Below are 23,869 nucleotides of genomic sequence, written 5' to 3'. Positions count from 1 at the left end.
TCAGCCCCGCTTGCGGACGACCTGGTAGCGCCGCGTGATGTAGCCGAAGGGCACGCTCCACACGTGGACCAGGCGCGAGAAGGGGAACAGCAGGATGATGGTCAGACCGACGAAGATATGGATCTTGTAGATCCAGGAGACCTCCGCCATGTAGTCCGCCGCGCCGCCGCTGAAGAAGACGATGGACTGCGCCCAGCTGGAGAGCGTCAGCATCATCTCGCCGTCCAGGTGGCCCAGGGAGAAGATGACGGTGACCAGGCCCAGCGCCGCCTGGAAGACGATCAGGCCCAGGATCACGGTGTCCATCAGGCTGGAGGAGGCGCGCACCCGCGGGTTGGTGATGCGGCGATGCAGCAGCATGGCGCCGCCGATCACGCACAGGACACCGGCGATGCCGCCCACCACGATGGCCAGCAGCTGCTTGGTGCCGGCATGCAGGAAGGGCGCGTAGACCCAGTGCGGCGTCAGCATGCCGAACAGGTGGCCGAAGAAGATCACCAGGATGCCGATATGGAAGAGGTTGCTGGCCAGGCGCATGTTCTTCGAGGAGAGCATCTGGCTCGAGCCGGTCTTCCAGGTGTACTGGCCATGGTCGTAGCGCAGCAGGCTGCCGACCAGGAACACCGTGCCGGCAAGATACGGGTAGTAGCCGTAGATCAGGTGTTGCAGGTATTCGCTAAACATGACGGGTCTCCTTTAGCGATCGGTCACGGTGCGGTCGGTCGGGCCGCTGCCGGGCATGATCTTGACGGGGTCGCTGGGCACGGCCTGCTTGCGCTCGGCCAGCCGCCGCCCCTCGGCGGACTGCAGGGCGCAGTCCTGGTCGGACTCGGCGGTGAAGCGCACCGCCTCCTCCTCCCACACCTCGTCCAGGGCCTCGGCGGTGTAGTCGGGTGCCTCCTCCTTCGCCGTCTGGCGAAGGGGGGCGACGTCCTCCTCGGCGCCGATCAGCGCCAGCAACGCCAGCGGCACCAGGGCGTGGTCCGCCTCGCGCTCCTCGAGGCGTGCGGTGAGCAGCGCCAGGATGTGGCGGATCTCGCCCAGCCAGCGGCCGATGTCGGCCTCGTCGCGGGTGGAGAGGTACTCCAGGAACAGCGGCAGGTAGTCCGGCAGCTCGTGGGCATCCAGCTCGAAGCCCGCGGCGCGATACTCGGCCATCAGGTCGACCATCGCCTGGCCGCGGTCGCGGGACTCGCCGTGGACGTGCTCGAAGAGCAGCAGCGAGGTGTTGCGGCCGCGGTCGAAGAGCGCCACGTACTCCGCCTGCAGGTCCATGATGTCGGCCTCCAGGATCCGCTGGCACCACTCCATCAGGGCGCCGCGCACCGCCGCCGAGAGGCGGCGCTCCGCGTCGAGGATCTCGATCATCTCCGGGGCGGCGGCCTGGAGCGCCTCGCTGGGGTAGTCCAGCAGCCGGGCCAGCACGCGCAGGCTGCGCATGCCGACGTCCGGTTCCAACTGTTGTGCGGCATCAGCCATGACGGGCCTCCTCGCTCTGGGCCTGCGGGTCGAAGGTCTCCACCGGCTTGACCAGGGTGGTGGTGGTCTTGCGACCGCCGAACAGGCTCTGGCTGCTGTCACCGTGGCAGCCGTCACCGAAGGTGAAGCCGCAGCCGCCGCGCTCGGGGAAGGCCTCGGTGGCCATCTCGCGGTGGCTCGTCGGGATCACGAAGCGATCCTCGTAGTTGGCGATGGCCAGGTAGCGGTACATGTCCTCCACCTGCTGCTCGGTGAGCTCGACGCCCTCCAGCACCGAGGCGTCGGCCTGGCCTTCCACATGCTTGCCGCGCATGTAGAGGCGCATCGCCATCAGGCGCTTGAGCGCCAGCACCACGGGCGCCTCCTCGCCGGCGGTGAGCATGTTGGCCAGGTACTTCACCGGGATGCGCAGCGACTCGATCTTGGGCATCACGCCGTCGAACTCGACCTTGCCGGCCTCGGCGGCGGACTGGATCGGCGACAGCGGCGGCACGTACCAGACCATCGGCAGGGTGCGGTACTCGGGGTGCAGCGGCAGCGCCAGCCCCCAGTCCATGGCCAGCTTGTAGACCGGGCTCTCCTGGGCGGCCTTGAGCACGTTGTCGGTGATGCCGTCCTTCTTCGCCTGGGCGATCACCTCCGGGTCGTGCGGATCCAGGAAGATCTCGCGCTGACGATGGTAGAGGTCGCGCACGTCCGGGGAGCTGGCCACCTCCTCGATGCGGTCGGCGTCATACAGCAACACGCCGAGGTAGCGGATGCGGCCCACGCAGGTCTCGGAGCAGACGGTGGGCTGGCCGGCCTCGATGCGCGGATAGCAGAAAATGCACTTCTCGGACTTCCCGGTCTTCCAGTTGTAGTAGATCTTCTTGTAGGGGCAGCCGGAGATGCACATCCGCCAGCCGCGGCACTTGTCCTGGTCGATCAGGACGATGCCGTCCTCCTCGCGCTTGTAGATGGCGCCGGAGGGACAGCTCGCCACGCAGGTCGGGTTGAGGCAGTGCTCGCACAGGCGCGGCAGGTACATCATGAAGGTGTTCTCGAACTGGCCGTAGATGTCGGCCTGCACCTTCTCGAAGTTCATGTCCTTGCGACGCTTGGCGAACTCGGTGCCGAGGATCTCCTCCCAGTTCGGGCCCCATTCGATCTTTTTCATGCGCTCGCCGGAGATCAGCGAACGCGGCCGCGCGGTGGGCTGGTGCTCGCCCTGCTTGGCGCTGTGCAGGTGCTCGTAATCGAAGGTGAACGGCTCGTAGTAGTCGTCGATCTCCGGCAGGTCGGGGTTGGCGAAGATGTTCGCCAGCACCCGCCACTTGCCGCCGATGCGCGGCTCGATCTTGCCATCCTTGCGACGCATCCAGCCGCCCTTCCACTTGGACTGGTTCTCCCACTCCTTGGGATAGCCGATGCCGGGCTTGGTCTCGACGTTGTTGAACCAGGCGTACTCGACGCCCTCGCGGCTGGTCCAGACGTTCTTGCAGGTCACCGAGCAGGTGTGGCAGCCGATGCACTTGTCGAGGTTGAGGACCATGCCTACCTGGGAACGAATCTTCATTTCACGGCCTCCTGCTCGTAGTCGTTGCCTTCGCCATCCAGCCAGTCGATCTTCTTCATCTTGCGCACGATGACGAACTCATCGCGGTTGGAGCCGACGGTGCCGTAGTAGTTGAAGCTGTAGGAGAGCTGCGCGTAGCCGCCGATCATGTGGGTCGGCTTGGGGCAGACGCGCGTCACCGAGTTGTGGATGCCGCCGCGGGTCCCGGTCATCTCGGAGCCCGGCATGTTCAGGATGCGCTCCTGGGCGTGGTACATCATCGCCATGCCGTTCTTGACCCGCTGGCTGACCACCGCCCGCGCCGCGATGGCGCCGTTGGCGTTGTAGAGCTCGATCCAGTCGTTGTCCTCGACGCCGATGGACTTCGCATCGTCTTCGGACATCCACACGATCGGTCCGCCACGGGACAGGGTCTGCATCAGCAGGTTGTCCGAGTAGGTGGAGTGGATGCCCCACTTCTGGTGCGGGGTGATCCAGTTCAGGGCGATCTCCGGGTTACCGTTACCCTTGGGCTCGGCCACGCTCACCGCCGCCTTGGTATCAATGGGCGGACGGTAGACAAGCAGGCTCTCGCCGAAGGCGCGCATCCAGGGGTGGTCCTGGTAGAACTGCTGGCGGCCGCTGACGGTGCGCCACGGGATCAGCTCATGCACGTTGGTGTAGCCGGCGTTGTAGGAGACATGCTCGTCCTCGAGGCCGGACCAGGTGGGGCTGGAGATGATCTTGCGCGGCTGGGCGACGATGTCGCGGAAGCGGATCTTCTCCTCCTCCTTGGGGTGCGCCAGGTGGGTATGGTCGCGCCCGGTGATCTTGGAGAGCGCGCCCCACGCCTTGACCGCCACCTGGCCGTTGGTCTCCGGCGCCAGGGTCAGGATCATCTCGGCGGCGTCGATGGCGCTGTCGAGCTGGGGGCGGCCCTTGTGCGGCCCCTCGGTCTTGCGATGGTTCAGGTCGCCCAGCAGCTTGACCTCCTTCTCGGTCTTCCAGGCGATGCCCTTGCCGCCGTTGCCGATCTCCTCCAGCAGCGGGCCGATGGAGGTGAAGCGCTCATAGGTCTCGGGATAGTTGCGCTTGACCTCGATCAGCGCCGGCATGGTCTTGCCGGGGATCGGCTCACACTCGCCCTTCTTCCAGTCCTTGACCTCGGGCTGGGCCAGCTCGGCCGGGGAGTCGTGCTGGTGCGGCAGGGTGACCAGGTCGGTCTCCTCGCCCAGGTGCCCCTCGGTAGCCTCGGAGAAGGCCTTGGCGATGCCCTTGAAGATCTCCCAGTCGCTGCGCGACTCCCACGCCGGGTCGGTGGCCGCGGTGAGCGGGTGGATGAAGGGGTGCATGTCGGAGGTGTTGAGGTCGTCCTTCTCGTACCAGGTCGCCGTGGGCAGCACCACGTCCGAGTAGAGGCAGGTGGTGGACATGCGGAAGTCCAGGGTCACCAGCAGGTCGAGCTTGCCCTCGGGCGCCTCGTCATGCCATTTCACCTCTTCCGGCTTCTGGCCACCGAACTCGCCCAGGTCCTTGCCCTGGATGCCGTGGCGGGTGCCCAGCAGGTACTTGAGCATGTACTCGTGGCCCTTGCCCGAGCTGCCCAGCAGGTTGGAGCGCCAGATGAAGAGGTTGCGCGGGAAGTTCTGGGGGTTGTCCGGATCCTCCGCGGCGAAGGCGAGCTTGCCCTCCTTGAGCTGCTGCACGGCGTAGTCCTTGGTGGACATGCCGGCGGCCTCGGCGGCGGCGGCCAGGCGCAGCGGGTTGGTGCCGAGCTGCGGCGCGGAGGGCAGCCAGCCCATGCGCTCGGAGCGCACGTTGAAGTCGATCAGGCTGCCGGAGTAGTCCTCGGCCTTGGCCAGCGGCGACAGGATCTCCTTGACCTCGAGCTTCTCGTAGCGCCACTGGGAGGAGTGGTTGTAGAAGAAGGAGGTGGAGTTCATGTGGCGCGGCGGACGGTGCCAGTCGAGGCCGAAGGCCAGCGGGGTCCAGCCGGTCTGCGGGCGCAGCTTCTCCTGGCCCACGTAGTGGGACCAGCCGCCGCCGCTCTGGCCGATGCAGCCGCACATGACCAGCATGTTGATCAGGCCGCGGTAGTTCATGTCCATGTGGTACCAGTGGTTCATCCCGGCACCGACGATGATCATGGAGCGACCCTGGGTCTTGTCGGCGTTCTGAGCGAACTCACGGGCGATGCGGGTGGCCTGCTCGGCGGGCACGCCGGTGATCTTCTCCTGCCAGGCCGGGGTGTAGGGCTTGACCTGGTCATAGGAGGTGGCGCCGTCGTCTTCTCCGAAGCCGCGGTCGATGCCGTAGTTGGCACACATCAGGTCGAAGACGGTGACCGCCAGCACGTCACTGCCGTCGGCCTTCTTCATGCGCTTGGCGGGCAGGCTGTGGAACAGCAGCTCGTCGCTGGCGCCGCCGCTCTTGACGTGCTCGAAGTGCTCGTGGGCGATGCCGCCGAAGTAGGGGAAGGCGACCTTGGCCACCTCGTCATGCTTGTCGGCCAGGGTCAGCAGCGGCTTGATCTCGGCGCCGTCGGCGTCCAGCGGCTCGAGGTTCCACTTGCCCTCCTCGCCCCAGCGGAAGCCGATGGAGCCCCGCGGCACCACCGGCTGGTCGCGGGTCTCGTCCCACGCCACGGTCTTCCACTCGGGGTTGTTGTCCTGCCCCATGTTGCCGTCGAAGTCGCTGGCGCGCAGCTGGCGGCCGGGCGCGTAGCTGCCGTCCTCGCGGGCCTCCAGCTCGACCAGGAAGGGCATGTCGGAGTAGCGCCGCACGTAGTCGGTGAAGTAGGCGCTGGGGTTCTCGAGGTGGAACTCCTTGAGGATGACGTGGCCCATGGCCATGGCCAGGGCGGCGTCGGTGCCCTGCTTGGCGGAGAGCCACTCGTCGGTGAGCTTGGAGACCTCGGCGTAGTCCGGAGTCACCGAGACGGTCTTGGTGCCCTTGTAGCGCACCTCGGTGAAGAAGTGGGCGTCCGGGGTGCGGGTCTGGGGCACGTTGGAGCCCCAGGCGATGATGTAGCCGGAGTTGTACCAGTCGGCGGACTCGGGCACGTCGGTCTGCTCGCCCCAGGTCATCGGCGAGGCCGGCGGCAGGTCGCAGTACCAGTCGTAGAAGCTCATGCAGACGCCGCCGATCAGCGACATGTAGCGGCTGCCGGCGGCGTAGCTGACCATGGACATGGCGGGGATCGGCGAGAAGCCGATGATGCGGTCCGGGCCGTACTGCTTGGCGGTGTAGACGTTGGAGGCGCCGATCAGCTGGTTGACCTCGTTCCAGTCGGCACGCACGAAGCCGCCCATGCCACGGGCGCGCTTGTACTGCTTGGCCTTGGCCGGGTCCTCGACGATGGAGGCCCAGGCCTCCACCGGATCCTTCTTCGCCTGGAGGGCCTCGCGCCACAGCTTGAGCAGCGGCTTGCGGATCATCGGGTGCTTGAGGCGGTTGGCGCTGTAGAGGTACCAGGAGTAGCTGGCGCCGCGCGGGCAGCCACGCGGCTCGTGGTTGGGCAGGTCGGGCCGGGTGCGCGGGTAATCGGTCTGCTGGGTCTCCCAGGTGACTAGGCCGTTCTTGACGTAGATCTTCCAGCTGCACGACCCGGTGCAGTTCACCCCGTGGGTGGAACGCACGACCTTGTCATGCTGCCAGCGCTGCCGGTAGCCGTTCTCCCAGCCGCGGGACTCGTCGCGAAGCTCGCCGTGGTCGTTGGCGAAGGGCTCGCGGGCCTTGCGGAAGAAGTTCAGCCGATCGATGAAGTGACTCATGGTCGCTCTCCAGGCTCCTGAAAAGATGCGTGGCCTCGTCGGGCCACCCGGTCAGCCTTGGTCGAGAGCGCGCTCGGCGCGGGACCAGGGCCGGTTCCTTGCCAGCAATTCTGGGCGATGGCGGCGGCGAATACTGCCTGGTTACCTCCATATACCCCTCGTCTACCCCCAAGGGGATAGACGCCGCCATCGCCGGGGAGATAGCCCGCATGACGGGTCAGGCGCGCCGCCCTCGGCCGCTGGCGTGGTCCCACACCATCACCAGCATGCACACCACCAGGGAGGCGTAGAGGAACATGAACCCCGCGGTGCGGATGCCCACCCAGCTGTTGCCCAGCGCGAACACCGGCGGCAGCAGGGCACCGAACAGGCCGCCCAGGGCCAGCGACAGGCCACCCACCAGCGCCATCTGGTCGCCGTGGTCGCGATGGATCATGCGCATCAGGCTGCCCTGGCCGAGCCCCATGGCCAGCCCCATGGCCACCAGCAGCGCCAGGAAGCCCCATAGCGGGGCGGTGTAGCGCAGGGTGAGCATGCGCTCCACCCCCTCGATCCGCATCGTGAAGGGGGGGTAGGAGAGCAGGAAGAGGCACACCAGCACGAAGGCGCTGACCCACCAGCGCAGGGCACGGAAGTCGCGCACGTCGCCCCAGGCGCCGCCCGCCACCTGGCCCAGGCCCACCGCCAGCGGGAAGGGCAGCGCCAGCAGCGCCGCCTCGCGCAGCCCCAGCTGGTACTGGGCGCCGAGATAGCCCGGCAGCCACAGCGTCAGCGCCACGAAGGCGCCGTAGAAGAAGCTGTAGACCACCGCCAGGCGCCAGGGATGCCAGTGGCGCAGCAGCGATGGCCACTCCCGCAGCGCGCCGAGCGCCCGGGGCGGCGACGCCTCGTCACCGGCCGGGCCCGACGCCTCGGGATCGTCGGCGAACAGCCACAGCAGCGCGGCCACCGCCAGCACCGGCATCAGCAACAGCAGCGGGGCGCTGCGCCAGCCGTAGGCCTGGCTGACCAGCGGCAATAGCAGGTAGCAGAGCCCGGCGCCGATCATGCCGGCGCCGTAGAGGCCCAGCGCCAGGCCGACGTGGCGGCGCGGGCAGAGCTCGGCGACATAGACCAGCCCGGCCGAAAGCGACCCTGCCCCCAGCCCCAGGCCGGCACCGGCCAGCAGGAAGTGCGGGAAGAGCCGGGAGTGGGCCACCGCCAACAGGAAGGGACAGATCAGCAGCAGGCTGGCGACCATCACCCGACGCCCGCCGAAGCGCCGTGCCAGGGCCGCCATGGGCAGCGCCGCCAGGGCGCCGGCGGCCATGGGCGTGGCCAGCAGCAGGGCGAAGCCGAACTCGTCCAGCCCCAGCAGGGCGCGCAGCTCCAGCCCCAGCACGGCGAACAGGGTCCAGCTGGCGAACACCAGGGCGAAGGCCAGCGGCGACAGCAGCATCACCACGAGCGGTCGGTAGCCGACGGCGGCGGGTTCCGGGGGGGCGGTCATCGGGGGCCATGGAAACGATGGGAGTGGAGAGAAGTCTCAGTAGCCGCCCCCTGGGGGTCAAAGGGGCATCGGAGGTATCCTCCCTACCCCCTTGGGTGTAGTAGACTGCCTAGGTTGCCTGGTATGGGGGCCCCTTCGCCCCGAGCCACTCCCCCTGACGGCTGCGACTCGATGAAACTGCTGCAACACTCCCTGGTGGCGCGCATCGTCGCCTCGCTGCTCGCCATCAGCGCCATGGCGCTGGTCAGCATCGTGGTCACCATGACGGTGGCCAGCGACAGCCGTGGCGACGCCGCCGCCATCAACATGGCCGGCTCGCTGCGCATGAACACCTACCAGATCGTCGCCGCTCTGCAGCGCCACGAGCAGCGCCCGACGGCGGAACAGCGGCAGCGGGTCGAGGCGCTGATGGCGCGCTTCGAGGCTCGCCTGGAAAGCCCCGAGCTGATCGATGCCCTGCCGGGGGCCGGCGACCATGCCCTGTGGGAACAGTACCGGCTGCTGCAGACCCGCTGGGAGGAGGCGCTGGCCCCCGAGGTCAACCGCACCCTGGACGACGGCGGGCTCGAGGTCGAGGCCCTGCGCCAGACGCTGGATGGCCTGGTGGATGACATCGACCGCCTGGTCACCCTGCTCGAGCAGAACAGCGAGTCGAAGATCCAGCTGCTCAGCGCCCTGCAGATCCTCTTCCTGGCCCTGACCGCCGTGGTGGTGGCCATCGCCCTCTACGACATCCGCCACAACCTGGTGGCGCCGCTGCGCCAGCTGGTGGTGCTGGCCCGAGAGGCCGCCCAACGCAACTTCGCCTATCGCACGCACCTCGAGGGCCGCGACGAGCTTGCCCTGCTGGGGCGCACCTTCGACGGCATGGCCGAGGAGCTGGCGGCGAGCTACGCAGAGCTGGAGGCGCGCGCCTCCAGCAAGAAGGTGGAGCTGGAGCGCAGCAATCGCGCCATGCAGGTGATGCACGACGGCAGCCGCGCCCTCTACGGCGGCGGCAACGACCTCTGCGCCAGCGCTGCCCCCATGCTGCGCCACCTCGAGCAACTGCTCGAGGTGGGACCCATCCGGCTGTCGCTCAACGACCCCCACGACGACCGCCAGATCCCCATACTCGCCACCCACTCGGCGCGGCGACCGGAGTACTGCCGCGACCACGACTGCCACGCCTGCCTGATCGACCCCCAGCCGTTGCGCCTGGAGGCCACCCGGCAGGGCGAGTGCCTGCTGCTGCCGGTGAGCGTCGGCGAGCTGATGCTCGGCACCCTGGAGGTGTGGCACCCCCGTGAGCGGCCGCTCTCCGACAGCGTGCGCCGCCTGCTCAACGCCCTGGCGGACCAGCTGGCCACCGCGGTCTACCTGCAACGGCGCATCGAGGAACAGCAGCAGGTGACGCTGATGAACGAGCGCACCATCATCGCCCGGGAGCTCCACGACTCCTTGGCCCAGTCGCTCTCCTACCTCAAGATGCAGGTGGCGCGCCTGGAGCGCATGCAGCAGAAGGAGGCCCCGCGGGAGACCCAGGCAGCGGTCTTCGACGAGCTACGCACCGGGCTCGACAGCGCCTACCGCCAGCTGCGCGAGCTGCTCACCACCTTCCGCCTCAAGCTCGAGGGGCCGGGGCTCGCCAGCGCCCTGCGCCAGACCGCCGAGGAGTTCGGCGAGCGCCTGGGCTTCCCGGTGTCGCTCTCCGTGGACGTGCCACCCCACCTGCTCAATCCCAACGAGGAGATCCACGTGCTGCAGGTGGTGCGCGAGGCGCTGGCCAACGTGCACAAGCACGCCAATGCCCACTGGGCCGCGGTGACCATCGGCTTCCAGGCGGCGCGGCTGCACGTCGCCATCGAGGATGACGGCGTGGGCCTCAAGGACGACGACTCGCCGCCGATGCACTACGGCCTGGTGATCATGCGCGACCGCGCCGACACCCTCGGCGGCCGCATGACGGTAAGCAATCGCCCCCAGGGGGGCACCCGGGTCGAGCTGATCTTCACGCCCCAGACCGCGCGCCTGATCCACCAGCAGGCCAGCGCCGAGGCAAGCCACGTGGACCCGCACAGCGCCATCACCACCGATTCACCCGACGACAGGACCCCAGGATGACCGACACCGCCGCCGACAGCCCTGCCACCATCCTGATCATCGACGACCACCCGTTGCTGCGCCGCGGGGTCTCCCAGCTGCTGGAGCTGGAGGATGACCTGGTGCTTGCCGGCGAGGCGGGCGAACCCGAGGTGGGCATCCGCCTGGCCGCCGAGCTGGACCCCGACATGGTGCTGCTCGACCTCAACATGCCGGGGCTCGACGGCATCGAGACGCTGCGCCGCCTGCGCGACGCGGGCTACGCCGGGCGCATCGTGATGTTCACCGTCTCCGACCACGAGGAGGATGTGGTCAATGCCCTGCGCAGCGGCGCCGACGGCTACCTGCTCAAGGACATGGATCCCGACGAGATGGTGCGCCAGCTGCGCCAGGCCTCCCTGGGGCGCATGGTGATCAGCGAGAGCCTCACCGCGCTGCTCGCCGAGGCGCTGCGCAGCCAGCGCAACCAGCCGGCGGCGCCTGATATCCACAGCCTCACCCAGCGCGAGCGTGAGATCCTGCGCGAGCTCGCCGCCGGGCTCTCCAACAAGATGATCGCCCGCAAGCTGGAGATCACCGAGGGCACCGTCAAGGTGCACGTCAAGCACCTGCTCAAGAAGCTCAACCTGCGCTCGCGGGTCGAGGCGGCGGTGTGGGCGGTGCAGGAGGGGATCGACCGCTAAACCGCACCCGGTTCTGTGTGGATACCTCCAAATACCCCGGGGCCCGCCGGCGCCCTACCTCTACCACCCCGCCGGCGACACAAACCCTAATAAAACAAGGCATTACACAAAACACCCCTCTACCCCTCTGGAGGTAGTCTTCCCCTTTCCGGCCCGTGGCGGCACGTTTCGCGCCCGCGGGCTCAGGCGTATCTTTCCCCCAACAGTTCCAGCACCTTGATATCGATCAACCGATATCAGGGCCACCGGAATAACGCAGACCTGAGGGGAAACGCCATGACCAGGAAGAATGCCGACATCGAACACTGGGATGTCGAGAACGAGGAGTTCTGGGAGTCGGAGGGCAAGAAGGTTGCCAACCGCAACCTGTGGATCTCCATCCCCAGCCTGTTGATGGGCTTCGCCGTGTGGCTGATGTGGGGAATGATCACCACCCAGATGCGCAACCTGGGTTTCCCGTTCACGGTGGACCAGCTGTTCACCCTGACGGCGATTGCCGGCCTCGCCGGGGCCACCCTGCGCATCCCCGCCTCCTTCATGATCCGCATCGCCGGCGGGCGCAACACCATCTTCCTGACCACCGCCCTGTTGATGGTGCCTGCCTTGGGCACCGGCATCGCACTGATGAACCCGGACACCCCCTTCTGGGTGTTCCAGGCGCTGGCGCTGCTCTCCGGCATCGGCGGCGGCAACTTCGCCAACTCGATGAGCAACATCTCCAGCTTCTTCCCCAAGAAGCAGCAGGGCTACGCGCTGGGGATGAACGCCGGCCTCGGCAACTTCGGCGTCACCACCATGCAGATCCTGATCCCGCTGGTGATGACCGTGGGCCTGTTCGGCGCCCTGGGCGGCGACCCCATGGAGCTGCAGAAGGCCAGCGGCACTCTGATCGGGCGTATCGAAGCGGGCACCGATACCTGGATCCAGAATGCCGGCTTCATCTGGCTGGTCTTCCTGATTCCGCTGGCCTTCGCCGGCTGGTTTGGGATGAACAACATCAGGGCCATCACCCCCAACCCCGGCACGCCGCTGCAGGCCTTCGGCAAGATCCTGGGCCTCTACGCCGTGGGCATCGTGACCTCCATCGTCGGCGTGGTGGCGCTGGGCTTCCTCAACATGTGGCTCGCCCTGCCGCTGACCATCGTACTGACCCTGTTCCTACTGCGCCTGATCCCGGGTGATATCAAGCCCAACATCCAGAAGCAGTTCGCGATCTTCTCCAACAAGCACACCTGGGCGATGACGGTGCTCTACATCGCCACCTTCGGCTCCTTCATCGGTTTCTCCGCGGCGCTTCCGCTCTCCATCTCGGTGATCTTCGGCAACATGATGGAGGTCGCCGCCGACGGTACCGTGACCCGAGTCGCCAACCCAGACGCCCCCAGCGCCCTCACCTGGGCCTGGATGGGGCCCTTCGTGGGCGCCCTGATCCGTCCGGTAGGCGGCTGGATCTCCGACAAGGTGGGCGGCGCCATCGTCACCCAGGCGATCTCGGTGGTGATGGTCCTGGCGTCTGCTGCGGTGGGCTACGTGATGATGCTGGCCTACAACGCCACCGATCCCAACCAGTACTTCTGGATGTTCCTGCTGCTGTTCATCGTGCTGTTCGCCGCCAGCGGCATCGGCAACGGTTCCACCTTCCGCAGCATCGGCTTCATCTTCAACCTCCAGCAGAAAGGCCCGGTGCTGGGCTGGACCTCCGCCGTCGCGGCCTACGGCGCCTTCATCGCCCCGCGGGTGATGGGCGAGCAGATCAAGGCCGGCACCCCGGAGATGGCCATGTACGGCTTCGCGGTCTTCTACGCTCTCTGCCTGGTGGTCAACTGGTGGTTCTACCTGCGCAAGAACGCCTACGTGAAGAACCCCTGATCCACCTTACCCCACGCCCGGTGGCCGGCCCTCCCGGCCACCCCGCCTCTACCTCAAATGCTGGAGGTGCTAGATGAAGATCATGATCGCCTATGACGGTTCGCGGAATGCCAAGCTCGCACTGGCCAGAACCATCACCCTGTTTCACGCCATGTCGCCGCTGATCGTGCTGGTGGGTGTCGCCGAGAACCCGAGGGACACCACCGACGCCAACGAGGACCTCTTCCAGGAGGAGTATCGCGAGCTCAAGGCCGACCTCGAGGAAGCGGTCGAGGTGGCCGTAAAGGAGGGCCTCGATGCGGAGCTGGTCATCGCCGAGGGCGACGCTCGCAAGATGCTGCTCGATGCCACCAAGCGTCTGTCCCCGGACATCCTGGTGATCGCTCGCCACAGCCAGAAACCCGACGGCGGCTTCATCGCCCAGTCATTGAGCTACTTCGTCGATGAGCTCGACTACATGACCTTCGGCAGCGTGAGCTCCTTCCTGGCCCGCCGCGCCGAATGTCCCCTAATGATCCTGCCCAGCTGATCGCGGCCTCTGGCCTTGCGATAAGGATGACACGACCATGAAAGTCGCTGACCTCTTCAAGGTACGCACGCCGGAGATCAGGGCCCTGCACCTGACCTGGATTGCGTTCTTCATCACCTTCTACGTGTGGTTCAACATGGCGCCGCTGGCCACCAGCATGCTGCGCGATGTCGACTGGCTGACCCAGGACCACATCCGCCTGTTCGCCATCTGCAACGTGGCGCTGACCATCCCGGCGCGCATCATCGTCGGCATGGCCTTGGACCGCTTCGGACCGCGCCGCGTGTTCTCCATCCTGATGGTGGTCATGGCGATTCCCGCCCTGGCGTTCGCCTTCGGCAACACCATGACCCAGCTGCTGGTCTCTCGCCTGGTGCTCAGCTCCATAGGCGCCAGCTTCGTGGTCGGTATCCACATGACCGCGCTGTGGTTCAAGCCCAAGCATATCGGCTTCGCCGAGGGCTTCTATGCCGGCTGGGGCAACTTCGGCTCCGCCGCCGCCGCCATGACCCTGCCCACCATCGCCATCGTCTGGTACGGCGGCGACGAGGGCTGGCGCTGGGCCATCGCCCAGAGCGCCTTCGTGATGGCCGCCTATGGCGTCTTCTACTGGTTCGCCATCACCGATGGCCCCGATGCCACAGCCCACCGCAAGACCCGCAAGGCGATGGCCATGGAGGTCAGCAGCTGGGCCGACATGTATAAGCTGATCCTGTGGACCATCCCGCTGGTGGGCGTGCTGGCGATTCTGGTTTGGCGGATCCAGAACATGGGCTTCATGTCCACCACCGCCGCAGTTATTGCCTACCTGGCCATCCTGGCGGTCGTCATCTACCAGATTGTGCAGATCATCCGCGTCAATGTGCCGATCCTCAGGAAGGGTGTGCCGGAGGACGACAAGTACCACTTCAACAGCGTGGCCGCACTCAACACCACCTACTTCGCCAACTTCGGCGCCGAGCTGGCGGTGATCTCGATGCTGCCGATGTTCTTCGAGCAGACCTGGGGCCTGTCCGCCGCTGCTGCCGGCCTGATCGCCTCGTCGTTCGCCTTCGTCAACCTGGTGGCTCGCCCCATGGGGGGCGCCGTCTCCGACCGCATGGGCAACCGCCGCTTCGTGATGCTCAGCTACATGTTCGGTATCGGCATCGGCTTCACTCTGATGGCGATGATGGACGAGAGCTGGCCGTTGATCCTGGCGATCGCCATCACCATCTTCACTTCCTTCTTTGTGCAGGGTTCGGAAGGCGCCACCTTCGGCATCATCCCGTCGATCAAGCGCCGCATCACCGGCCAGATCTCCGGCATGGCCGGCGCCTACGGCAACGTAGGGGCGGTGGTCTACCTGACAGTCTTCACCTTCGTCACCCCGACCCAATTCTTCTACATCCTGGCGGCGGGCGCCTTCTTCAGCTGGCTGGTCTGCTTCATGTGGCTCAAGGAGCCTGAGGGTGCGTTCGCCGACGAGTACCACATCTCCTCAGTCGATCGCATGATCGCCGAACAGGAGCAGCTTAAGGCCGAAGGCAAGGCCTGACCCCGTTCCTCCAGCCCGATGGCCGGCACTAGCCGGCCATCGGCCGTATCGCAAGGAGACAAGCATGGCCTCTGAACGCTTCAAGCAATACTCGGTGCTGGTGGCCAACACCTTCGCCTTCACCATGTGCTTCATGGTATGGACGATGTTCGGCGAGATCGGCGTGCCGATCGCCGAGCAGCTCGACCTCAACGGCACCCAGTTCGGCATCCTCACCGCGGTGCCCATCCTCACCGGCGCGCTCTCGCGGCTGCCGCTGGGCTCGCTGACCGACCGCTATGGCGGTCGCCCGGTGTTCTTCATCATCCTGCTGGTGATCGTGCCGGCCATCTGGCTGGTGCAGTTCGCCACCCAGTACTGGCAGCTGCTGGTGCTGGGCGCCTTCGTCGGCCTGGCCGGCGGCTCCTTCTCGGTGGGCATCACCTATACCGCCAAGTGGTTCGACAAGGAGCGCCAGGGCCTGGCCATGGGCATCTTCGGCGCCGGCAACGCCGGGGCCGCGGTGACCAAGTTCATCGCCCCCACCGTGATCGTGGTGCTGGGCTGGCAGGCCGTGCCCAACATCTACGCCGGCATCATGCTGATCACCGCGGTGCTGTTCTGGTTCTTCACCTACTCCAACCCGGCCCACCGCAGCGCCAGCAGCGTCTCGCTGCGCGACCAGCTCAAGGTGCTCAACGACCCCAGGGTGTGGAAGTACTGCCAGTACTACTCCGTGGTGTTCGGCGGCTACGTGGGGGTCTCGCTGTGGCTGACCCGCTACTACATGGGCGAGTACGGCCTCGGCATCCAGGTCGCGGCGCTGATCGCCACCATCTTCGTGCTGCCCTCCGGGGTGATCCGCGCCTTCGGCGGCTGGCTCTCCGACCGCTTCGGCGCCCACACCGTCACCTGGGCCTGCATGTGGGCCAGCCTGATCGCGCTGTTCATCATGTCCTACCCCGAGACCCAGTACCGCGTGGCCGGTGCCGGCGGCGAAGGGGTAGTGGAGTTCGGCTTCGGCATCCCGGTGTGGCTGTTCACCGCGGCGCTGTTCGTGGTGGGCATCGCCTGGGGCATCGGCAAGGCCTCGGTGTTCAAGTACCTCTCCAACGAGTACCACGAGAACCTCGGCCTGGTCTCCGGCATCGTCGGCCTGGCCGGTGGCGTCGGCGGCTTCCTGCTGCCGATCATGTTCGGCGCCCTGGTGGATATCACCGGCGTGGCCACCACCGTGTGGATGCTGTGCTTCGGCGTGACCCTGGTCTCGATCGTCTGGATGTGGTGGACCGAGCGGCGCGTACCGGTGCTGACCCGCGACGAGCAGCATCCGGGCAAGCCTGCCGAGAACCGGCTCACCACAACCAGTCCGGCCAAGAGTTGATCCAGGCCAAGGCTTTCCGCAAGGCCTCGCGCTATAGTAGTATCCTGAATACATCATTAGACCGGTCCGTCAGGGCCGGCCGCCTGTCAAGCGAGGACCCATCATGTCCACCCCTCCGGCCTTCCCAGCCGTCGATTCCGGCCACCACATCGAGGGCGCGCATTCCGGCAAGCAGTCTCGCGGGCGCGGTGCCGCCATCATCGTCTACATGCTCTTCCTGGGCAGCGTACTGGCGGTCATCACCGCCCCCATCGCCGTACTGATCGCCCATTTCAAGCGCCCCGGCGCCGAACCCTGGGTGCAGAGCCACCTGCAGTTCCAGATCCGTACCTTCTGGCTGGGGGTGCTGGGTGGCAGCGCCTTCATCGCCACCTGGCAGCTGCTGGGACTGGTCGGCACTCCGCCCATGGCGCCCTGGGCCATGGGCTATCTCTACTTCACCGCCTGCATGGTCTGGATGGTGGGGCGCTGCGCCGTGGGCATCGCCCGGCTGACCTCCAATCGCCCGATAGACAACCCGCGCAGCCTGGCCTTCGGCGGCGCCCGGGTGACCCTGAGCGACGCATGAGGGAACACGACCTTCCCAACCCCGGCTGGGGACCACTCTCTGCCCTGCCCGGCAACCCGCTGATCTGGGTGCTGATCCTCAGCGAGCTGCTGGTGTTCATGGCGTTCTTCGCCCTCTATGCCGCCGAACGCGCCGCCCAGGTGACGCTGTTCGACGCCTCCCAGCAGCAGCTCGACCCGCTGATGGGCGGGCTCAACACCCTGGTACTGCTGACCAGCGGCCTGTGCGTGGCGCTGGCGGTGGAGGCCTGCGCCGCGGCGCGCATCCGTCGCGCCCGGCAGTGGCTGGCCGCTTCCATGGGGCTGGGGGTGCTGTTCGGGGTGATCAAGGTGGTCGAGTATTCGAGCAAGTTCGCCGTGGGGATCACCCCGGACACCAACACCTTCTTCGGCTTCTACTACGGCCTGACCGCCTTCCACTTCGCCCATGTGCTGTTCGGCCTGGCGCTGCTGGCCCTGGTCAGCTGGCGCACCAGCCTCGAGAACGTGGAGACCGCCGCCGCCTTCTGGCACATGGTCGACCTGATCTGGATCCTGCTCTACCCACTGCTCTATTTGCTGAGGTAACCATGACCGCACTGCCCGGCACACGCCGCCTGCTGACCACCTGGGCGATCCTGATGGGCCTGACGCTGGTGTCGATGCTCTCGGCGCTGAGCGACGCCGACGACTGGCAGACGCTGCCGCTGTGGTCGGCGGCCCTGGTGATTCTGGCCACCGCCTTCAAGGCCCAGCGCCTGCTGATGGTCTACCTCAACCTGCGCATGGCCACCTCGGCCTGGAAGGGCGCCTTCGTGGGCCTGGTGATCCTGACCCTGGCGCTGATCGGTGCCGGCTATCTGGTGGCGCGCTTTACCTGACGCTCTCCGCTCTTAATGAATGCCGAAGGGCCTGCATGCGCAGGCCCTTCGCCGTCGTGTGGTTCCGGCCCCTGAGGGGGGCTAGCGCCGCTGCGGATGCTCCGGCGGGGTGCTCGCCCGGGCCCAGGCCTCCAGGGCTCGGCCCAGGCGCATCAGGGCATAGACCAGGAACGGGGTCAGCAGCATCAGGCCGATGCCCCAGTCGCGGTTGTTGATCAGCCACACCAGCGGCAGCACCAGGGCCACGGCGACCAGGCACCAGGCCGCCGCGGCAAGGATCAGTCGGGTTCGAAGGGTCATGGCGCGTTTCCTCGGCGGTGGTTCGACTGGCGATGGTTCAAATCAAAAGGGCTCAGGTGGCAATGATCTGGCGGTAGATGCCCGGCAGGGCCAGCGACAGGTGCTCCGGGCGCTGCACGATGGCGTAGCCGCCGCGGCCGAACAGGTGGGGAATATACTGCCCCGCCTCACGATCGATGGTCACCCCGAACACCCGCACCTCCTGGCGCCGCGCCTCGAGCACCGCCTTGCGGGTATCCTCGATGCCGTAGCGCCCCTCGTAGTAGTCGTTGTCGTTGGGCTTGCCGTCGGTGAGCATCAGCAGCAACCGGTGACGATTGGGGCGTTCGCTCAGCTGCTTGGTCAGGTGGCGAATGGCCGGCCCCATGCGGGTGTAGCTACCTGGCCGCAGGGCCGAGATGCGCCGCGTGACCCGCTCGCCCATGGGCTCGTCGAATGCCTTCAGGGTGTTGACCCACACCTTGTGGCGGCGCTGGGAGGTGAAGCTGTGGATCGAATAGTCATCGCCACAGCCGGCCAGGCCGTGACCCAGCACCAGCAGCGCCTCCTTGGCCACGTCGAGTACCCGGCGGTCCTGCAGCCACGCCTCGGTGGAGAGCGAGACATCCACCAGGATCGATACCGCCAGGTCGCGGGCCTGGGTGCGGCTGGCCATGTAGAGGCGGTCGCTGGCCTCACCGGTGGCGGCCAGGTCGCAGCGCGAGCGGATCACCGCATCCATGTCGAGCTCACTGCCATCCAGCTGGCCGCGCAGGATCTCGCGCCGCGGGCGCAGCGCCTCGAATTCACGACGCACGCGGCGGATGCGCCGGCGGGTCGCTTCATCGGGCGCCCAGTCCTCGCCCTCCTCGCTCTGCACGTCGCTGAGCACCACGCAATGGTCGGGCAGGTAGGCCTGCTTGCGGTGGTTCCACTCGGGGTAGGGGTGCTTGCCCTTGAGGCGGCCGCCAACGGCCTCGTCGGGCGCCAGATCGAGATCGAGCTTGAGCCGGGAGGAGGCCTTCTTGCGGTTGGAGCTGAGCACGATCTCGTCCATCTGGTCGGCCGCCTGGCGTGCCTCCTCCTCTTCCTCGTCGTCCACATGGCGATTGAGGTTCACCATCTCCGCCCAGGAGAGCATCTTCTCCATGTTGTTGAGCATCAGCGGGTCGTCGCGATCGGCCTGGTCCTGCTCGCGGCGGTCGGCCTGGCGCTTGCCATGGTCATCGTCGGGCGAATTGCTGGCGCTGACCAGCTCCTCGTCATCGTCCACGCTCTGCTCGCGGGCGCCGTCGCGGGTGCCCAGAGTGACCGCCTGCCCCCACAGCGGTACCGGCAGCGGCGGGCGATAGCCGCGTGGCGCGCGGAACTCCTCCAGCGGGAAGTCGCTCTCGCGGATGGCGCGCTGCATGGCCAGGGCCCAGGCCTCCTCGGGGTCGGGAGCACCCAGCTCGGCGCATATTGCGGACTCCAGGGCCGCCTCCCTGGGCGGCAGGCGCTTGCGCTGCGGCCGGATGGTCAGCAGTTCGCCGCACAGCCGCACATAGCGCTCGGCGAGGCCGGGGAAGCGCGCCAGGGCGGCACGAGTGGTGCGCCGTGCCTCACGCAGCCGCGCCAGATCGGCCTGCAGGGGATCGTCGGGATAGCTCAGCGGCCGCGCCTCGGCCAGATAGGCGGTCAGCCACAGGTAGAGGTCGCGGTTGAGGGAAGCCTCGGGGAACAGCGCCAGGCGTGGCGGCAGCAGCAGGTTCTCCTCGTCGCGTCGGGCCTGGTCCAGGGCCTCCTCGTCGAGGCCCAGGCGCTGACGCAGACTCAGCCGGTGAGCCGAGGCGCGCCGGGCGATGGCCGCCACCTCGATGCCCTGCTCCCCACCGCCGGCGCGGAAGAAGACCCCCAGCATGGGTCGCAGGCTCTCGAGGCTGACCGCCGCCTCGGGGTGATCGGGGTAGCTCACCGCCCCGGAGGCCCAGCGGTGCCAGAAACGGCCGACGGTCTCCTCGACCTCAAGAAAGTCCAGCATGATCAAGCTCCCGGGTATCGAAAGGGGCTGATTCGGGGACCTCCTCTTCGGCTTGCCCCCGGCGCCCCTTCCTTCAAGAAATATCTCATCAACCGAAGGTGGCCTGGATGGCCTCCATCAGGCCCTCCTGGACATCCGCATCATCGGAGAGCGGCTCCACCAGGGTGGCGCGGGCGGCATCGCGGATCGGCATGCCGGCCTGGATCAGGGTGGCGCAGTAGACCAGCAGGCGGGTGGAAACGCCCTCCTCCAGGTCCTGGCCCTTCATGGCACGCAGGCTGGCCGCCAGGTTGACCAGAGCACTGCAGCGCTCGGGGTCCAGGCCGCTCTCGCGGGCGACGATATCGCGCTCCACCCTGGGCGGCGGGAAATCGAAGGACATCGCCACGAAGCGCTGGCGGGTACTGGGCTTCAGTGACTTGAGGATGTGCTGGTAGCCGGGGTTGTAGGAGACCACCAGCATGAAGTCGTCCGGTGCCTCGAGCAGTTCGCCGGTACGCTCCAGCGGCAGCAGGCGGCGGTCGTCGGTGAGCGGGTGCAGCACCACGGTGACGTCCTTGCGCGCCTCCACCACCTCGTCCAGGTAGCAGATGCCCCCCTCGCGCACGGCGCGGGTCAGCGGGCCATCCACCCAGCGTGTCTCGCCACCCTGCAGCAGGTAGCGGCCGGTCAGGTCGGCGGCGGTGAGGTCATCGTGGCAGGAGACGGTGAACAGTGACTTGCCCAGCTTGGCGGCCATATGGCTGACGAAGCGGGTCTTGCCGCAGCCGGTGGGGCCCTTGAGCAGCAGCGGCAGGCGCTGCTCGTAGGCGTGCTCGAACATGGCGCACTCGTTGCCCACGCTGTCGTAGTAGGGAATCTCCTGGTCGGCGGGCTGCGCCGCCGCGGGGGAGAGGGTCATGGCGAAACTCCGTGTGGGTCAATCGAAGAGGGCCCCTGGCGGGGCCCTCGGGTGATCAGGCGCGGTCGGCGCCAGCGGTGAGCTGAGTCCCGCCTGCGGGAACCTGCTCACGGGCAGGGCCGAAGAAGGCGTAGAGCAGCAGGCCGCTACCGATGGCCACGGCGATGCCGGAGCCCAGGCGCATGCCATAGAACAGCACCAGCTGGTCCTGCACCTCCATGAAGTTCATGCCCAGCACGCGCTGCAGGTGGGTCTGGACGACGCCTGCAAAGGTCAGCGTGAAGGTCATGAAGCACATGGCGCCGGTCACGATCCAGAAGCCCCACATGTTCATTACCTGGTTGTAGGGCTGCACGCGGCGCAGCTGCGGCATGGCGAAGCTGATGATACCGAGCATCAGCATCACGTAGGCGCCGTAGAAGGCCAGGTGGCCGTGGGCCGCGGTGACCTGGGTGCCGTGGCTGTAGTAGTTGACCCAGTGCAGGGTGTGCATGAAGCCCCACACGCCGGCGCCGAAGAAGGCAACGGTCGGGCAACCGAGCGCCCACAGCATGGCGGCCTTGTTGGGGTGGTTACGGCTGCCCTTCCAGAACATGGTGAAGGCGAACACCACCATGGCGAAGAAGGGGATCACCTCCAGGGTGGAGAAGATGCTGCCGATGGGCTGCCAGTAGCTCGGCGCACCAATCCAGTAGTAGTGGTGACCGGTGCCCAGCAGGCCGGAGAACAGCGACAGGCCGACGATTACGTAGAGCCACTTCTCGATCACCTCGCGGTCGACGCCGGTCATCTTGATCAGCAGGTAGCCGAGCAGGGAGGCCATGATCAGCTCCCACACGCCCTCGACCCAGAGGTGCACCACCCACCACCAGTAGAGCTTGTCCACGGCGAGGTTGGAGGGGTTGTAGAAGGCGAACAGCCAGAATACCGCCGCCAGCCACAGGCCCAGCATCAGCACCAGGTTGATGGCGGTGCGGCGCCCCTTGAGCAGGGTCATGCTGGTGTTGAACAGGAACATCAGGAAGGAGATGGTGATCAGCACCTTGACCCAGAACGGCTGCTCGAGGAACTCGCGACCCTCGTGGATCCCGAACTGGTAGCCGACCAGCGCCGCGGCACCGGCAAAGGCGAAGATCGCCAGCTGGATATAGGCAATGGTGGGGCTGTGGATCTCCTGCTCGGCCTCTTCCGGCATCAGATAGTAGGTAGCGCCCATGAAGCCGATCAGCAGCCACACGATCAGCAGGTTGGTATGGCTGACCCGCATGATGTTGAAGGGCATCAGCTCGGCCATGAAGTTCGGCCACACATAGACAGAGGCAGCCAGCAGCCCGAAGACGATCTGCAGCGCGAAGAGCGCCATGGCCACCATGAAGAATGGCAGGGCCACCTTCTGGGTTTCATATTTCATTGGTGTCGTTCTCCTTGATTCATCCCGGTCCGGCGATCCGGCGGTCCGGCGATCCGGCGTTCAGGTGGTTCAGCCGGCGGGGTGCGGCGGCCAGTCCTGGTCGTCGATGCCGTCGGTCCACTCGAGGAAGTCGATCAGCGCGTTCATCTCCTCGTCGCTGAAGTCGTAGGCCGGCATCTGGCGGCGGCCCTGGGTGCCCAACGGCTGGGCGCGGATCCACGCGGCGAGGCCGGCACGCGCCGCCTCGGGGTTCTGGTGGCCGCCGTAGCGTTCCCAGACGTTACCCAGCTCCGGCGCGAAATAGGCGCCCTCGCCCATGATGCTGTGGCAGTTGATGCACATGTTCTTTTCCCAGATGTGCTTGCCTTCCACGACAGACTCGGTGAGCCCCTCCTTGTCGGTGGACTTGTTGACCATGTACCAGTGGCTGTGCGCCGTCAGGGCGGTGAACAGCAGAAAGAAGAACAGCGACCCGCCATAGAAAATATTGCGGGCCGCCGACTTGGTGAGACCGTCGGCCATGAATCTTTCCCCCCTTGCTCGTCTGGCAGGCGCGTCGCGGAATCCACGGGTTACGCCTGGCGATTTATTAACATGCATTATCGATACATGTTAAGCCTAGCAGAAGAGAGGGGGTTCAGGCTTTGACGTCGGTCAATTAGTGCAAAAAGGTATGGGCGATAGGGGATGAGAAACATGTCGCCAGGGGCGAGTGCTCAGCGCCCGTCGGTGATGTCCTCGATCCACGTCAGGGCGGCGACGCCACGCGGCAACCCTAAGGTGGGGATCGACAGCATGGCCACCTGCTTGAGGGCTTCGCTGGTCTCGCCCTCCTCCAGGGCGCGGCGGACATGGGAGTGCACGGCGCCCTCGGAGCGGGCCCCCACGGCCAGGGCCAGCTTCACCAGGCGCCGAGTGCGCGCGTCCAGCGGGCCGCTCTCGGCACAGGCCCGGCCCAGCTCGGCGTAAGCGTCCCACACCTCGGGGTAGTGCTCAGCCACCTGGCCGGCGCCAGCGGGAAGATCCTGTTTCGACATGCCAAGTTCCTTCTGCGGATGAATGTGGCATCAGTATAGGCCACTCGACCGGCCTGGCGTCACGCCAGCCACGAGAGCGCGCTCTTGGTGATGGCCGCACCCAGCATGTAGAGGAACACCAGCACCGCCGCCACCGCGGCCGCACCGCGCACCGCAGGGGTGCGCCCGCGCTTGATGGCCAGCGTGCCCAGGCCGATGTAGATCAACAGGGCGATCAGCTTGGCGGCCAGCCAGGGATGCTCCTGGGGCCACAGCGAGAGCATGACCATCAGCACCACGCCCAGCGTCAGCAGCAGGGTATCGATGACGTGAGGGGCGATCCTGACCCAGCGCGCCTGCAGCACCGGTGCCTCGCGTACCGACCAGAAGGCGCGCAGCATGAAGAACAGGATGCTCAGGGTGGCGGCGGTGATATGCAGGTGCTTGACCAGGAAATAGTATTCCATCGGACGCTCC

21 protein-coding genes are annotated in these 23,869 nt (G+C 66.8%); 9 read left to right on the top strand and 12 right to left on the bottom strand.

Translation table 11 applies throughout. From position 1 onward, the window contains the following. The 5 genes from narI to NFH66_RS00800 all read right to left on the bottom strand — a co-directional run bounded on the left by narI (position 1) and on the right by NFH66_RS00800 (position 8,275). Complete coding sequence (narI, locus tag NFH66_RS00820; RefSeq protein WP_023007072.1) at positions 1 to 684, bottom strand: respiratory nitrate reductase subunit gamma; 684 nt, start codon at positions 682 to 684, stop codon at positions 1 to 3. 12 nt (positions 685 to 696) lie between these two features. Further along, positions 697 to 1,479, bottom strand: coding sequence for a nitrate reductase molybdenum cofactor assembly chaperone (gene narJ / locus NFH66_RS00815; RefSeq protein ID WP_349607560.1), 783 nt, complete (start codon positions 1,477 to 1,479; stop codon positions 697 to 699). After that, positions 1,472 to 3,034 (bottom strand): nitrate reductase subunit beta, encoded by a 1,563-nt coding sequence (narH, locus tag NFH66_RS00810; RefSeq protein ID WP_349607558.1) that lies wholly within the window; start codon positions 3,032 to 3,034, stop codon positions 1,472 to 1,474. Before narH ends, narJ begins: the two co-directional genes overlap by 8 nt. After that, entirely contained in the window at positions 3,031 to 6,786 is a 3,756-nt protein-coding gene (locus tag NFH66_RS00805) for a nitrate reductase subunit alpha (RefSeq protein WP_349607556.1), read from the bottom strand. Before NFH66_RS00805 ends, narH begins: the two co-directional genes overlap by 4 nt. 217 nt (positions 6,787 to 7,003) lie before the next feature. Next, the gene (locus NFH66_RS00800) at positions 7,004 to 8,275 is read right to left on the bottom strand and encodes an MFS transporter (RefSeq protein WP_023007076.1); all 1,272 of its coding nucleotides are present in this window, start codon (positions 8,273 to 8,275) and stop codon (positions 7,004 to 7,006) included. A gap of 171 nt (positions 8,276 to 8,446) precedes the next feature. On the opposite strand from NFH66_RS00800, the gene NFH66_RS00795 reads away from it, so the two are divergent. The 9 genes from NFH66_RS00795 (at position 8,447) to NFH66_RS00755 (ending at position 17,765) form a co-directional block, all read left to right on the top strand. Continuing rightward, positions 8,447 to 10,378 carry a type IV pili methyl-accepting chemotaxis transducer N-terminal domain-containing protein gene (locus tag NFH66_RS00795; protein WP_349607553.1) on the top strand — a complete coding sequence of 644 codons (1,932 nt, stop codon included), beginning with the start codon at positions 8,447 to 8,449 and terminating at the stop codon, positions 10,376 to 10,378. Further along, positions 10,375 to 11,040, top strand: coding sequence for a two-component system response regulator NarL (gene narL / locus NFH66_RS00790; RefSeq protein ID WP_349607551.1), 666 nt, complete (start codon positions 10,375 to 10,377; stop codon positions 11,038 to 11,040). The genes NFH66_RS00795 and narL overlap by 4 nt, the downstream gene beginning before the upstream one ends. Before the next feature lie 276 nt (positions 11,041 to 11,316). Then, complete coding sequence (locus tag NFH66_RS00785) at positions 11,317 to 12,909, top strand: MFS transporter (RefSeq protein WP_349607549.1); 1,593 nt, start codon at positions 11,317 to 11,319, stop codon at positions 12,907 to 12,909. Between the two features lie 73 nt (positions 12,910 to 12,982). Continuing rightward, entirely contained in the window at positions 12,983 to 13,438 is a 456-nt protein-coding gene (locus tag NFH66_RS00780) for a universal stress protein (protein ID WP_349607547.1), read from the top strand. A 37-nt stretch (positions 13,439 to 13,475) separates the two neighbouring features. Next, complete coding sequence (locus tag NFH66_RS00775; protein WP_349607545.1) at positions 13,476 to 14,975, top strand: MFS transporter; 1,500 nt, start codon at positions 13,476 to 13,478, stop codon at positions 14,973 to 14,975. Between the two features lie 64 nt (positions 14,976 to 15,039). After that, positions 15,040 to 16,338: an MFS transporter gene (locus NFH66_RS00770; RefSeq protein ID WP_349607543.1), complete on the top strand. Its 1,299-nt coding sequence runs from the start codon at positions 15,040 to 15,042 to the stop codon at positions 16,336 to 16,338. 103 nt (positions 16,339 to 16,441) lie between these two features. Further along, entirely contained in the window at positions 16,442 to 16,906 is a 465-nt protein-coding gene (locus NFH66_RS00765) for a DUF4870 family protein (protein WP_349607541.1), read from the top strand. Then, on the top strand, positions 16,903 to 17,472 hold the full coding sequence (locus tag NFH66_RS00760; RefSeq protein ID WP_349607539.1) for a cytochrome c oxidase subunit 3: 570 nt from the start codon (positions 16,903 to 16,905) through the stop codon (positions 17,470 to 17,472). Before NFH66_RS00765 ends, NFH66_RS00760 begins: the two co-directional genes overlap by 4 nt. Positions 17,473 to 17,474: 2 nt before the next feature. Beyond that, entirely contained in the window at positions 17,475 to 17,765 is a 291-nt protein-coding gene (locus NFH66_RS00755; protein WP_349607538.1) for a hypothetical protein, read from the top strand. 81 nt (positions 17,766 to 17,846) lie between these two features. Here the strand turns inward: NFH66_RS00755 and NFH66_RS00750 are convergent, their stop codons facing one another. The 7 genes from NFH66_RS00750 to NFH66_RS00720 form a co-directional block, all read right to left on the bottom strand. Next, positions 17,847 to 18,065, bottom strand: a complete 219-nt coding sequence (locus tag NFH66_RS00750) for a hypothetical protein (protein WP_349607537.1) — start codon at positions 18,063 to 18,065, stop codon at positions 17,847 to 17,849. Positions 18,066 to 18,117: 52 nt separating this feature from the next. Continuing rightward, positions 18,118 to 20,064, bottom strand: coding sequence for a nitric oxide reductase activation protein NorD (locus NFH66_RS00745; RefSeq protein ID WP_349607536.1), 1,947 nt, complete (start codon positions 20,062 to 20,064; stop codon positions 18,118 to 18,120). Positions 20,065 to 20,152: 88 nt separating this feature from the next. Then, on the bottom strand, positions 20,153 to 20,965 hold the full coding sequence (locus tag NFH66_RS00740; RefSeq protein ID WP_349607535.1) for a CbbQ/NirQ/NorQ/GpvN family protein: 813 nt from the start codon (positions 20,963 to 20,965) through the stop codon (positions 20,153 to 20,155). Between the two features lie 55 nt (positions 20,966 to 21,020). Then, positions 21,021 to 22,376, bottom strand: coding sequence for a cbb3-type cytochrome c oxidase subunit I (locus NFH66_RS00735; RefSeq protein ID WP_161431680.1), 1,356 nt, complete (start codon positions 22,374 to 22,376; stop codon positions 21,021 to 21,023). Between the two features lie 69 nt (positions 22,377 to 22,445). After that, on the bottom strand, positions 22,446 to 22,898 hold the full coding sequence (locus NFH66_RS00730; RefSeq protein WP_161431681.1) for a c-type cytochrome: 453 nt from the start codon (positions 22,896 to 22,898) through the stop codon (positions 22,446 to 22,448). A gap of 194 nt (positions 22,899 to 23,092) precedes the next feature. Beyond that, complete coding sequence (locus tag NFH66_RS00725) at positions 23,093 to 23,413, bottom strand: carboxymuconolactone decarboxylase family protein (protein ID WP_349607534.1); 321 nt, start codon at positions 23,411 to 23,413, stop codon at positions 23,093 to 23,095. A gap of 59 nt (positions 23,414 to 23,472) precedes the next feature. Next, positions 23,473 to 23,859 (bottom strand): SirB2 family protein, encoded by a 387-nt coding sequence (locus tag NFH66_RS00720; protein WP_349607532.1) that lies wholly within the window; start codon positions 23,857 to 23,859, stop codon positions 23,473 to 23,475. Positions 23,860 to 23,869: the final 10 nt, after the last annotated feature.

Source organism: Halomonas sp. H10-9-1, assembly GCF_040147005.1.
Lineage (GTDB): Bacteria > Pseudomonadota > Gammaproteobacteria > Pseudomonadales > Halomonadaceae > Halomonas.
Note: the sequence above shows the minus strand (reverse complement) of the source record. Positions and strands in the feature narration are given on the sequence as shown.

Bases quoted from the DNA above. Each gene is read 5' to 3' on its own strand.
- NFH66_RS00795 (WP_349607553.1), top strand. From the start codon at position 8,447: ATGAAACTGCTGCAACACTCCCTGGTGGCGCGCATCGTCGCCTCGCTG.
- NFH66_RS00770 (WP_349607543.1), top strand. From the start codon at position 15,040: ATGGCCTCTGAACGCTTCAAGCAATACTCGGTGCTGGTGGCCAACACC.
- NFH66_RS00750 (WP_349607537.1), bottom strand. From the start codon at position 18,065: ATGACCCTTCGAACCCGACTGATCCTTGCCGCGGCGGCCTGGTGCCTG.
- NFH66_RS00755 (WP_349607538.1), top strand. From the start codon at position 17,475: ATGACCGCACTGCCCGGCACACGCCGCCTGCTGACCACCTGGGCGATC.
- narJ (WP_349607560.1), bottom strand. From the start codon at position 1,479: ATGGCTGATGCCGCACAACAGTTGGAACCGGACGTCGGCATGCGCAGC.
- NFH66_RS00730 (WP_161431681.1), bottom strand. From the start codon at position 22,898: ATGGCCGACGGTCTCACCAAGTCGGCGGCCCGCAATATTTTCTATGGC.
- NFH66_RS00745 (WP_349607536.1), bottom strand. From the start codon at position 20,064: ATGCTGGACTTTCTTGAGGTCGAGGAGACCGTCGGCCGTTTCTGGCAC.
- NFH66_RS00720 (WP_349607532.1), bottom strand. From the start codon at position 23,859: ATGGAATACTATTTCCTGGTCAAGCACCTGCATATCACCGCCGCCACC.
- NFH66_RS00805 (WP_349607556.1), bottom strand. From the start codon at position 6,786: ATGAGTCACTTCATCGATCGGCTGAACTTCTTCCGCAAGGCCCGCGAG.
- NFH66_RS00735 (WP_161431680.1), bottom strand. From the start codon at position 22,376: ATGAAATATGAAACCCAGAAGGTGGCCCTGCCATTCTTCATGGTGGCC.
- NFH66_RS00785 (WP_349607549.1), top strand. From the start codon at position 11,317: ATGACCAGGAAGAATGCCGACATCGAACACTGGGATGTCGAGAACGAG.
- NFH66_RS00760 (WP_349607539.1), top strand. From the start codon at position 16,903: ATGAGGGAACACGACCTTCCCAACCCCGGCTGGGGACCACTCTCTGCC.
- NFH66_RS00800 (WP_023007076.1), bottom strand. From the start codon at position 8,275: ATGACCGCCCCCCCGGAACCCGCCGCCGTCGGCTACCGACCGCTCGTG.
- NFH66_RS00740 (WP_349607535.1), bottom strand. From the start codon at position 20,965: ATGACCCTCTCCCCCGCGGCGGCGCAGCCCGCCGACCAGGAGATTCCC.
- NFH66_RS00725 (WP_349607534.1), bottom strand. From the start codon at position 23,413: ATGTCGAAACAGGATCTTCCCGCTGGCGCCGGCCAGGTGGCTGAGCAC.
- narH (WP_349607558.1), bottom strand. From the start codon at position 3,034: ATGAAGATTCGTTCCCAGGTAGGCATGGTCCTCAACCTCGACAAGTGC.
- narI (WP_023007072.1), bottom strand. From the start codon at position 684: ATGTTTAGCGAATACCTGCAACACCTGATCTACGGCTACTACCCGTAT.
- NFH66_RS00765 (WP_349607541.1), top strand. From the start codon at position 16,442: ATGTCCACCCCTCCGGCCTTCCCAGCCGTCGATTCCGGCCACCACATC.
- narL (WP_349607551.1), top strand. From the start codon at position 10,375: ATGACCGACACCGCCGCCGACAGCCCTGCCACCATCCTGATCATCGAC.
- NFH66_RS00775 (WP_349607545.1), top strand. From the start codon at position 13,476: ATGAAAGTCGCTGACCTCTTCAAGGTACGCACGCCGGAGATCAGGGCC.
- NFH66_RS00780 (WP_349607547.1), top strand. From the start codon at position 12,983: ATGAAGATCATGATCGCCTATGACGGTTCGCGGAATGCCAAGCTCGCA.